Raw genomic sequence first — 10,772 nt, 5'->3', positions numbered from 1 at the left:
TCTATCTCTAGAGTGGTCAAAGGATGTCAAGACCTGGTAAGGTTCTTCGCGTTGCTTCGAATTAAACCACATGCTCCACCGCTTGTGCGGGCCCCCGTCAATTCCTTTGAGTTTCAACCTTGCGGTCGTACTCCCCAGGCGGAGTGCTTAATGCGTTTGCTGCAGCACTGAAGGGCGGAAACCCTCCAACACTTAGCACTCATCGTTTACGGCGTGGACTACCAGGGTATCTAATCCTGTTTGCTCCCCACGCTTTCGAGCCTCAGCGTCAGTTACAGACCAGAGAGTCGCCTTCGCCACTGGTGTTCCTCCATATATCTACGCATTTCACCGCTACACATGGAATTCCACTCTCCTCTTCTGCACTCAAGTCTCCCAGTTTCCAATGACCCTCCCCGGTTGAGCCGGGGGCTTTCACATCAGACTTAAGAAACCGCCTGCGCTCGCTTTACGCCCAATAAATCCGGACAACGCTTGCCACCTACGTATTACCGCGGCTGCTGGCACGTAGTTAGCCGTGGCTTTCTGGTTAGATACCGTCAAGGTAAGAGCAGTTACTCTCCTACTTGTTCTTCTCTAACAACAGAGTTTTACGATCCGAAAACCTTCTTCACTCACGCGGCGTTGCTCGGTCAGACTTTCGTCCATTGCCGAAGATTCCCTACTGCTGCCTCCCGTAGGAGTCTGGGCCGTGTCTCAGTCCCAGTGTGGCCGATCACCCTCTCAGGTCGGCTATGCATCATGGCCTTGGTGAGCCGTTACCTCACCAACTAGCTAATGCACCGCGGGTCCATCCATCAGTGACACCCGAAAGCGTCTTTCAAATCAACACCATGCGGTGTCGACTATTATGCGGTATTAGCACCTGTTTCCAAGTGTTATCCCCCTCTGATGGGCAGGTTACCCACGTGTTACTCACCCGTCCGCCACTCCTCTTTCCAAGTGAGTGCAAGCACTCGGCAGGAAAGAAGCGTTCGACTTGCATGTATTAGGCACGCCGCCAGCGTTCGTCCTGAGCCAGGATCAAACTCTCATAATAAAAGTTGAACACAATCTTGCGATTGTTAAGCTCATTTGTTTGCTAGCATATTGCTTCGCTTGTTAAAAATTGTTGGTTGTTTTTACCGTTGTAAAAACAACCTACACATTTGGTTCGTCTTACTTTGTTCAGTTTTCAAAGGTCTACGTTGTTACCTCGCAGTAACTTTTATATCATATCAAATCTTCGATTTGATGTCAACACTTTTTTAAAAAAGTTTCAAAGTTTTTTCTGCTTGATGTTGTCGAATGTTCCGCGACAACTTCATTAGTTTATCAGGTTGTTTGTTATTTGTCAACAACTTTCTTCCTGATTTTTCAAGTTTTTTTGAAACTTGAAATGTTATTCTATTTTCATCACTCGGCATGTTTCATCAGTGCCTTGCGACAAGATATAATATACCAAGTTTCTGAGCTTTGGTCAACTAAAATTTGCATTTTTTTCAAACTTTTTTTCGTTACCGATTATTTTATTACTTTTGTTGTTTATTGTTCGTTTTTACCGCGAAAACTGATTATAATTATTTGGATTTTCTAGTGTTTTTTCAGAAATAAAAAAGAACAGATTATACTTAAATAATCTGTTCTCAATCTCTTTATCTCATCGTCGGGAATAATAATACATCTCGAATTGATTGTGCGTCAGTTAAAAGCATAACTAAGCGGTCAATTCCGATGCCTAACCCTCCGGTTGGTGGTAAACCATACTCTAATGATTCAATGAAATCTTCATCTACACCATGAGCTTCGTCATTTCCTTGTTCACGTTCTTTCTCTTGATCTTCAAAACGTCCACGCTGATCGATTGGATCATTTAACTCAGTAAAGGCATTAGCAAATTCTTTTCCTACTATAAATAACTCAAAACGATCTGTAAAGCGCTCATCTTCCGGATTTTTCTTCGCTAATGGAGAAACCTCCACTGGGTGTCCGTAGACAAAAGTTGGTTGTTGCAAGGTTTCTTCTACAAATGTTTCAAAGAATTCATTTAAAATATGACCCACTGCCATATTATTATTAATTTCTACATTATGTTTTTTTGCTAAATCACGTGCTTCTTCAACTGACATTTCCTGCCAAAAATCCACACCTGTTTGCTCTTTGATTGCATCAACCATATGCACACGTTTAAATTCAGAACCTAGATCAACTTCTTGTCCATCATAAGTAATCGTTGTTGTTCCTAATACTTTATCTGCTGCATTACGAATAATACCTTCAGTTAAATCCATAACATCTTTATAATCTGTATATGCAGTATATGCTTCAAGCATTGTAAATTCTGGATTATGAGTCGTATCAATTCCTTCATTACGGAATACACGACCAATTTCATAAACTTTTTCCATTCCGCCAACAATTAGACGTTTCAAATGTAGTTCTAGTGCAATACGCAAGTATAAATCCATATCCAGAGCATTATGATGTGTAATAAACGGGCGAGCTGCTGCTCCGCCAGCATCGTTATGCAGTACAGGTGTCTCAACTTCAACGTAGCCATTGCCATCAAGATAGCGGCGGATTTCACTAATAATTTGGCTTCGTTTCATAAAGCGGTCGAAACTGTCTTTGTTACTAATTAAATCTAAATAACGTTGACGGTACCGTTGTTCAATATTTGTCAGTCCATGATACTTATCTGGTAACGGACGCAAAGCTTTTGTAAGCAAAACAATTGTTTGAGCTTTAATAGTGACTTCACCGGTATCAGTTTTCATAACTTGACCTGTGATTCCGAAAAAGTCTCCTAAGTCAGCTTGTTTAAATAGCTCATATGACTCATCACCAACTTGGTCTTTACGTACATAAACTTGAATTTGACCTTCGCGATCTTGTAAATGAGCAAAACCTGCCTTACCTTTTCCGCGCTTCGTCATCATACGACCTGCAACACTAGCTGATAAATCCATATTACTTAATTCTTCTTTTGAATGTTGGTCATATTCTTCATGAAGTTCTTTTGAATTATGTGTACGGTCAAAACGCTTCCCGAAAGGATCAATCCCTTCTTCACGTAGATTTTCCATTTTTTCACGACGCACAAGCATTTGATCATTTAACTCTTCAATGTGCGCTTGTTGTTCATCTGCCACTTTATTTCCTCCATTCTGAATTCACATACCCTTATAATGCCACAGCAAAACAAAAAAAAGCAAGCCGAATTTTGATTTCAGCTCGCTTTTTTTCTCAGTTTGTTTTGATTGTTTCTTTTTCAGCATGTTTTTCTGCTTTTTCAATGAACGCTTCCAGTAAATCAATCATTTCTTGTTGAGTTTCTGATTGATTAATAGCTGCTTTTACTTTCGCTGCACGGGGAATCCCTTTTAGATAGTAAGCTGCATGTTGACGGAATTCTCTAGCTGCAATTTTTTCACCTTTTAAATCAACTAAGCGCTGCAAATGGACCTTAGCCGTTTCGATTTTTTCAAACGGCGTTGGCTCCGGCATTAAATCACCTGTTTCAAGATAATGTTTTGTTCGTTGAATCATCCATGGATTTCCTAAAGCAGCTCTGCCGATCATTACACCATCAGCCCCCACATATTCCAGCATGCGTTTGGCATCTTCTGGCGTACGTACATCACCATTTCCCATAAAAGGAATTGTTAAATGTTGTTTTACTTCTTTTAAGACATCCCAGTTAGCTTTGCCTTCATACATTTGGACTCTTGTCCGACCATGCATAGCAATCGCAGCAGCTCCAGCTTTTTCTGCGGCCAACGCATTTTCTACTGCAAATAGATGATCTTCATCCCAACCAGTCCTCATCTTAACTGTTACCGGTAATTCTACTGCTGATGAAACGGCTTCAACCATTTCATAAACTTTATTCGGATCTAAAAGCCATTTTGCTCCAGCTTCAGCTTTGATAACTTTATTTACAGGACACCCCATATTGATATCAATAATCGCCGCTTTCGTGTTTGCTTCAACGAATTTTGCTGCTTCGACAAGTGTCTCTTTGTCTCCACCAAATATTTGTACACTTAATGGGTATTCTTGATCGTCAATATATAACATTTCCAAAGTTTTCTTATTTCTTTGATGAATTCCTTTGTCACTAATCATTTCGCAAACAACTAGACCTGCGCCGAATTCTTTTACCGTAACACGAAAAGCTGCATTACTAATACCAGCCATAGGTGCTACAACAACAGGATTAGGAATTTCGATGTTGCCTATTTTCCACATAAGGATTTCCTCCTAGTTTTCACGAGTGTTTTTAAGGGCTTCATCTCTTAACTCGATTAGGTCCTCTTCACTATATTGATACTTATTTCCGCAGAATTGGCAAACTGCTTCGGCCCCGTGATCTTCATCAATCATTGCATTAATTTCATCTAGACCAACAGCGATAATCGCCGTACCAAATTTTTCTTTTGAGCAATCACATTTAAACTGCACTGGCATTTTTTCAAGAATATTGATTTCGTCTTTACCTAATAAGCGCTCTAAAATCCCTTCAGGTGATTCACCTTCATCAATCAAACGTGAAATCATCGGAACTTCTTGCAAACGTTGTTCAATAAAATCAATTGTTTTTTCATCGGCTCCTGGCATTACTTGAATCATAAATCCGCCAGCAGCTTTAACACTTTCATCTGTATCTACTAGCACACTTAAACCAATTGCTGATGGAATTTGTTCTGAAACTGCCATGAAATACGTAAAGTCTTCACCAATTTCTCCAGATACGATAGGTGTTTGACCAGAAAATGTTTCTTTTAACCCAAGATCTTTGATAACTGTAAATACGCCCTCAGTTCCTACGGCACCACGAACGTCGATTTTCCCACTTTCATTAAGTGTAAGACTTACGTGAGGATTTTTTATGTAACCTTTAGTATTTCCACTACCATCACTATCCACAATGATTGATCCCGCTGGTCCGTTTCCTTGAACTTTTACAGTTAATTTATCATCACCTTTTAGTGTAGCTCCTAACAACAATGCACCTACCATTGTTCTACCTAATGCAGCTGTTGACGAACTCCATGTATCATGACGTTTTTGTGCTTCTGAAATTGTATTTGTTGCGCAAACGGCATATGCGCGAATTGATCCTTCATAACATAATGCTTTTACTAAATAATCTTCCATTTTTGTTTCCTCTTCTCACTAGGACTTTTTCTGACTCATTATCAGATAATACTAGGATTTAGCTATTTTTTCAACTAAATAATTTTAATAAGCTATTTCAAGCAAGAAATACAGCATACTTATTGACAATTTCAGTACCTAGCATTATTATGTACATGTACTTAGCATTACATGGTACCTTGTGCATAGTAATGATTGGATGTGATAAAGTGGATAAATTAAGCGAAATGTTAAAAGGTGTTCTAGAAGGAATGATGCTTCAGATTATCAGTGAAAATGAAGTTTATGGTTATGAAATCGTACGAAAACTTACGGCTATGGGGTTTACTGATATGACAGAGGGAACAGTCTATACAATTCTTCTGCGCCTTGAACGAAATAAGATGGTAACTATTACTAAAAAACCATCCGAGCTCGGACCACCCAGAAAGTTCTACAGTTTAAACGAAAACGGAGAAAAGGAACTTTTAGAATTTTGGGATAGATGGCAATTTTTATCTGAACGAGTGGAAAAATTGAAGTATGAAGGGAAGAAGAACAATGACAATTAATCAAAATACACAACAAAAAATCAATAAATTCGCAAAAGAACAATCAATACTCTATTTAAACAACGCTGAGATGACCTATATGGAAAAATTACGTCGAAAGGCTGGAAAAAATCGAGATAAGATGGGACAACGATTATCACGTTTTAAAAATACTTCTATTAAAAGCCGTGAAGTCCAAGATGACATGATTCTATATATGAATGATTACATCAACGATTTAGTAGCAAGCGGTATGACGGAACAAGAAGCTTTTGAGAAAGCAAGCGCAGAGCTTACATTTTCAAGTCAGACAGATCAATCAGATAAGCTACAAGAACAATTCGCTCAATACTATGCAACTATCGATCCTGCTGATTATGAAATTATCGGTTTATTTTATGCAGGTTTTGTTCTTTTAGGACTTACCCTTGGTGCTTTAATCGGCTTTTTAGGCGGTGGCGGTGTTGGAGAATTTATGAATGCAGGGTGGATCTATACGTTGGTAGGTATTGGTGTCGGCATATTAGTTGGAACAAGCTTTGGCTTACTCGCTAATGCGTTGCTTACACCCTCTTCAAGAAAATAACATACTTAAAAAATTAATGCTTACGTCAAAAAGGACCGAAACATTAACTCTGCGAGTTACGTTTCAGTCCTTTTTATCTATTTCTTCTTATTTATAACGATCTTCAAAGTTGTTGCGATCGTAATCAGAATCTTTTTTATCTTCTTCAGCTTTTACTTCAGATTGAACTTCTTCTTCAGTTTTTTCGCTTTCTGATTTCACTTCTTTTGATTCGTCATTTAATTCTTTTTTATCTTCTTCAAAATCGTGTTTTTCTTCAGCTTGTTTTTGTGCATCTTTTTCTTCTAATGCACGTTTTGCTTCTTCGAAAGTTTGAGCTTTTTCACTTGGGAATTGGCTGTCAATGACATCTTGCGGCATTACACCATCTTCAAACAATGATTTAATGCTACGAGCATCTAATGTTTCAAACTCTAATAGTTTTTCAGCAATTAATTTATGCTGTGCACGATGTGTTTCAATAATTTCACGTGCTTTATCATGAGCTTCCATCAAGATACGGCGAACTTCTTGGTCAATTTCAAACGCTACTTGTTCAGAGTAAGCTTTGGTTTGACCGTAGTCACGACCTACAAAGACTTGGTGATTTCCTTCATATTGAACTGGACCTAATTTGTCACTCATTCCATATTCAGTCACCATGCTGCGAGCAATACCTGTTGCTTGTTCAAAGTCATTTGAAGCACCTGTAGACTGTACGTCGAAAATAATTTCTTCTGCTGTACGTCCACCAAGCAAACCAACGATTTGTTCAAACATATCTTCTTTTGTCATTAAGAATTGATCTTCTTTTGGTAAAGCAATCATATATCCACCTGCACGTCCGCGAGGGATAATAGTTACTTTATGGACGATGCGGGCACGGCTTAAGACTAAACCGACAATTGTATGTCCAGCTTCATGGTAAGCAACCATTTCACGTTCTTTTTTGTTGATTACGCGATCTTTCTTCGCTGGTCCTGCAATTACGCGATCTTCTGCTTCATCCACGTCAGATGCGTCAATTTTCTTTTTATTACGACGAGCTGCTACTAAGGCCGCTTCGTTTAAGACGTTTTCTAAATCTGCACCGGCAAAACCTGGTGTTTGTTGAGCGACAACTTTCAAATCAACGTCATCAGCTAATGGTTTGTTACGGGCATGAACTTTAAGAATCGCTTCACGACCTTTAACATCCGGACGACCAACTAAAATTTGACGGTCAAAACGACCTGGACGTAATAAGGCTGGATCTAAGACATCAGAACGGTTAGTTGCAGCTACAACGATTACGCCTTCGTTACCATCAAATCCATCCATTTCAACAAGCAATTGGTTAAGTGTTTGTTCACGTTCATCGTGTCCACCACCCATACCAGCGCCACGTTGACGACCGACTGCATCAATTTCATCAATAAAGATAATCGCTGGTGCATTTTTCTTCGCTGTTTCAAATAAATCACGGACACGGCTGGCACCGACACCGACGAACATTTCAACGAAATCAGAACCAGAGATAGAATAAAACGGTACGCCTGCTTCACCGGCTACAGCTTTTGCAAGCAATGTTTTACCTGTTCCTGGAGGACCTTCTAAAAGAACACCTGCTGGAATACGTGCGCCTAGTTCAACAAAGCGTCGAGGATCTTTTAAGAATTCCACAACTTCGACTAATTCTTGTTTTTCTTCTTCAGCTCCGGCTACGTCAGAGAAGCGTACGCGATTAGCTTTTTTATCGGCTTCTTTGGCTTTTGATTTACCAAAGTTCATCACACGGCCACCACCGCCACCGCCGCCACCTTGTTGTCCCATCATCATGTAGAACAAGAAGATAAATAACACGATCGGTAAGAAGCTAAATAAGATAGAAAGCCAAGCTCCACTTGTTGATTGTTCTTTAACGGATAATTTCACATTATTTTCTTGGGCCATATCTTGAATGCCGGATAATGTGATATCACTTGGTAAAACAATCGTTGTAAATGATTTTGTAGATACTTCAGTTGATCCCCATAAAGACAGACCGCCTGTATTTTGGATTTCTTGTTTTTCTTTGTACTCACCTGTAATTTTGTAAACACCATTTGTTGGTTGAATTGTTAATTCTTTTACTTTGCCTTCATCTAATTGAGTATTGAAGGTCGAAAATTCAATGTTTGGCGACTGGGGATTGTTATTTCCGAAGATGAAATAAACAACCATGACCATTGCCAAGATAAGTAGTACATAATATAGGCCATTTTTCATGCCGCTATTCTTTTTATTCATGCCTGTCCTCCTTTGGCTATTGTTCGTAATTTAATTTACGTTTTTTTATCAATTCTGACCATTACATTGTAACATAACTATTTCCAAGAGAGATATTAATTTGATTCGTAGATTTCAGGTTTCAAAACGCCTACATAAGGCAAATTACGATATGCTTCTGCGTAATCTAATCCATAGCCGACTACAAATTCATTTGGTACATCAAAACCTACATAATCAGCTTTAATATCAACAACACGGCCTTCTGGTTTATCCAACAAAGTGACAATTTTCACAGATGCTGCTTTTCTATATTTAAATAGATCTACCAGATAAGCTAATGTACGACCGCTATCAATAATATCTTCAACGATTAGTATGTCGCGCCCTTCCACGTTTGTATCTAAATCTTTAACGATTTTAACTTCACCAGAAGAAACCGTGGCATTTCCATAGCTGGATACATCCATAAAATCCATTTCTAAATACGTATCAATCGAACGTACAATGTCAGCCATAAAAGGAATCGCACCTTTTAAAATACCAATAACTAAAGGATTTTTGTCTTTGTAATCTTCTGTTAACTGTTTTCCAAGTTCTGTAGATTTTTCGAGAATTTGTTCTTTTGTGATCAGGATTTGCTTAATATCGTTCTCTAACATATGATTCTCCTTTTCTTTTGTAGGCTCAACCTCAATTTTTAATATTTTCTTAAGATAGAATGCTGTAATCATCTTGTTTTAGTTATCCAAGAATTATACCATTTTTGTACTTTATCACAAGATAAAACATCTGTGCATCCTGCTCACTTTAAACGAATATAAGCTATCATATGCTTATCGTTTACATTTTAATTTTATAAAGGAGCCTGTAGAGTATTTTATCAGTTTCTTTAGGAATACTCAAATAGGAATTAGCAAATTTTGGCACCCAAATAATATTGTTGTCCGCAGACAGAATAACCCACGCTTGCTCTCTCTGTAAATTAGGGATTTTTTGATCGATAAATAGACGATTGAGTCTTTTGGTTAAATCAGGCGTTAGTGAAATTCGATCCCCAGCTTTTCTATGACGAACCATTAATGGAAGTGAAGTTTCTTCGGTTATCAGAAGAGAAAACTCTTGCCAGTTCTTCACCTTATCTGGCTGTTCCAGCTCATTTTTAGAACTTTCCAGACCCAGCCATTCGCTTTCCGAAAGAAAAACCTGTTCGTTTGCATATAAATAGAATTCTAGCTCTTCTTGAACAGATTGTTTATTCGTTAAATAGGCTACATCATATTCTTTAATAATCTGCCAGCCTTTTTCTAGATCCATGGTCAATTGAGGTGCTGATTGATTTAGTATTGTTAAAAACTGCTGAATCTGTGCTTGGTTGATTGTTACCCCTTCTGGTATTAATGTTTTTTGAAATAGAGTCATTAAGAAAAAGGTCTGGATGCTTCTCTTTTCTTTTTTTAAATCCAGTAACTGAATCGACCAGCCAGTTTTTGTTTTCTCAACCCAACAATTATATTTAGGTGCAATAACAGACTGTATAATATCGTCAGCTAGATGTATTTGTTCACTGAAATCAGTGATATGCTGCAGAAATTGCGGATTTTCTTTTTTTAAAACAGGGACAACTTGATGTCTCAAACGATTTCTAACATATTTATCACTCTGATTCGACTGATCTTCAAAGTATATGATTGTTCTTTGGTTGGCATAGTTTTCTAATCGTTCTTTTGAAAAAATTAGAAATGGACGTATTAACTCTCCTGAGGCAAATGGCTGTCTATCCTTAATTCCAACTAAGTTTTTTAGCGAACTCCCTCGGGTTAACTTCATTAGAATAGTTTCTGCCTGATCATCACCATGGTGTGCTGTAAATAGACTAGAGAAACCTTCTTGGTTCATTGTTTCAGAAAAAAAGTCATAACGGAATTTACGCGCTCGAGCTTCAATATTTGTTGTTTTATCTATTGTTGTCCACTCTTTGTAATAGTATGGTATTTTTCTTTCTTGACAGTAATTTTTCAAATATTCCGCTTCACTTACAGACTCTTCACGTAATTGATGATTGACGTGAGCTACTGCTAAATTAAGTTGATTTTTTTTTGCAGCTGTCTGCATCAAGTCTAGCAGCACCATTGAATCTAATCCGCCTGAAACTGCCAACAAGATTTTCTGATCTTTTTGCCAAAAATTATTGCTTTTACAGTGATGATAAAATTCTTGAAACATTTGCTCACCTCACTATCTCATTCAATAATCAATCTAAAAACAGAAAAGCCGAGCTTACGCTCAGC

At 38.1% G+C, this 10,772-nt stretch carries 8 protein-coding genes and 1 rRNA gene; 2 read left to right on the top strand and 7 right to left on the bottom strand.

Features of this window, described 5'->3' with window-relative positions:
• From C240_RS08140 to hslO, 4 genes are all read right to left on the bottom strand, one after another.
• Positions 1 to 1,039 (bottom strand): 16S ribosomal RNA (locus C240_RS08140); the annotation flags it as partial.
• Positions 1,040 to 1,634: 595 nt separating this feature from the next.
• Entirely contained in the window at positions 1,635 to 3,131 is a 1,497-nt protein-coding gene (lysS, locus tag C240_RS08135; RefSeq protein WP_271494172.1) for a lysine--tRNA ligase, read from the bottom strand.
• Between the two features lie 94 nt (positions 3,132 to 3,225).
• Positions 3,226 to 4,230, bottom strand: a complete 1,005-nt coding sequence (gene dusB / locus C240_RS08130; protein WP_271494169.1) for a tRNA dihydrouridine synthase DusB — start codon at positions 4,228 to 4,230, stop codon at positions 3,226 to 3,228.
• A 12-nt stretch (positions 4,231 to 4,242) separates the two neighbouring features.
• Entirely contained in the window at positions 4,243 to 5,139 is an 897-nt protein-coding gene (hslO, locus tag C240_RS08125; RefSeq protein ID WP_271494165.1) for an Hsp33 family molecular chaperone HslO, read from the bottom strand.
• 209 nt (positions 5,140 to 5,348) lie between these two features.
• Here hslO and C240_RS08120 point away from each other — a divergent pair, with 209 nt between their 5' ends.
• Together C240_RS08120 and C240_RS08115 are read left to right on the top strand one after the other, a co-directional pair.
• A complete protein-coding gene (locus tag C240_RS08120) occupies positions 5,349 to 5,690 on the top strand; it encodes a PadR family transcriptional regulator (RefSeq protein ID WP_271494162.1) in 342 nt (113 codons plus the stop codon).
• Positions 5,680 to 6,255: a Sec7 domain-containing protein gene (locus tag C240_RS08115; RefSeq protein ID WP_271494159.1), complete on the top strand. Its 576-nt coding sequence runs from the start codon at positions 5,680 to 5,682 to the stop codon at positions 6,253 to 6,255. Before C240_RS08120 ends, C240_RS08115 begins: the two co-directional genes overlap by 11 nt.
• An 87-nt stretch (positions 6,256 to 6,342) precedes the next feature.
• On the opposite strand, the gene ftsH is transcribed toward C240_RS08115, so the two are convergent.
• The 3 genes from ftsH to tilS form a co-directional block, all read right to left on the bottom strand.
• Positions 6,343 to 8,502 (bottom strand): ATP-dependent zinc metalloprotease FtsH, encoded by a 2,160-nt coding sequence (gene ftsH, locus C240_RS08110; RefSeq protein WP_271494156.1) that lies wholly within the window; start codon positions 8,500 to 8,502, stop codon positions 6,343 to 6,345.
• Positions 8,503 to 8,597: 95 nt separating this feature from the next.
• Complete coding sequence (hpt, locus tag C240_RS08105; protein ID WP_271494153.1) at positions 8,598 to 9,143, bottom strand: hypoxanthine phosphoribosyltransferase; 546 nt, start codon at positions 9,141 to 9,143, stop codon at positions 8,598 to 8,600.
• 181 nt (positions 9,144 to 9,324) lie between these two features.
• Complete coding sequence (tilS, locus tag C240_RS08100) at positions 9,325 to 10,707, bottom strand: tRNA lysidine(34) synthetase TilS (RefSeq protein WP_271494150.1); 1,383 nt, start codon at positions 10,705 to 10,707, stop codon at positions 9,325 to 9,327.
• Positions 10,708 to 10,772: the final 65 nt, after the last annotated feature.

Origin of the sequence: Enterococcus sp. 5H (assembly GCF_028128615.1) — a bacterium.
GTDB lineage: Bacteria > Bacillota > Bacilli > Lactobacillales > Enterococcaceae > Enterococcus_L.
Note: the sequence above shows the minus strand (reverse complement) of the source record. Positions and strands in the feature narration are given on the sequence as shown.

Bases quoted from the DNA above. Each gene is read 5' to 3' on its own strand.
- dusB (WP_271494169.1), bottom strand. From the start codon at position 4,230: ATGTGGAAAATAGGCAACATCGAAATTCCTAATCCTGTTGTTGTAGCA.
- hslO (WP_271494165.1), bottom strand. From the start codon at position 5,139: ATGGAAGATTATTTAGTAAAAGCATTATGTTATGAAGGATCAATTCGC.
- C240_RS08115 (WP_271494159.1), top strand. From the start codon at position 5,680: ATGACAATTAATCAAAATACACAACAAAAAATCAATAAATTCGCAAAA.
- ftsH (WP_271494156.1), bottom strand. From the start codon at position 8,502: ATGAATAAAAAGAATAGCGGCATGAAAAATGGCCTATATTATGTACTA.
- hpt (WP_271494153.1), bottom strand. From the start codon at position 9,143: ATGTTAGAGAACGATATTAAGCAAATCCTGATCACAAAAGAACAAATT.
- tilS (WP_271494150.1), bottom strand. From the start codon at position 10,707: ATGTTTCAAGAATTTTATCATCACTGTAAAAGCAATAATTTTTGGCAA.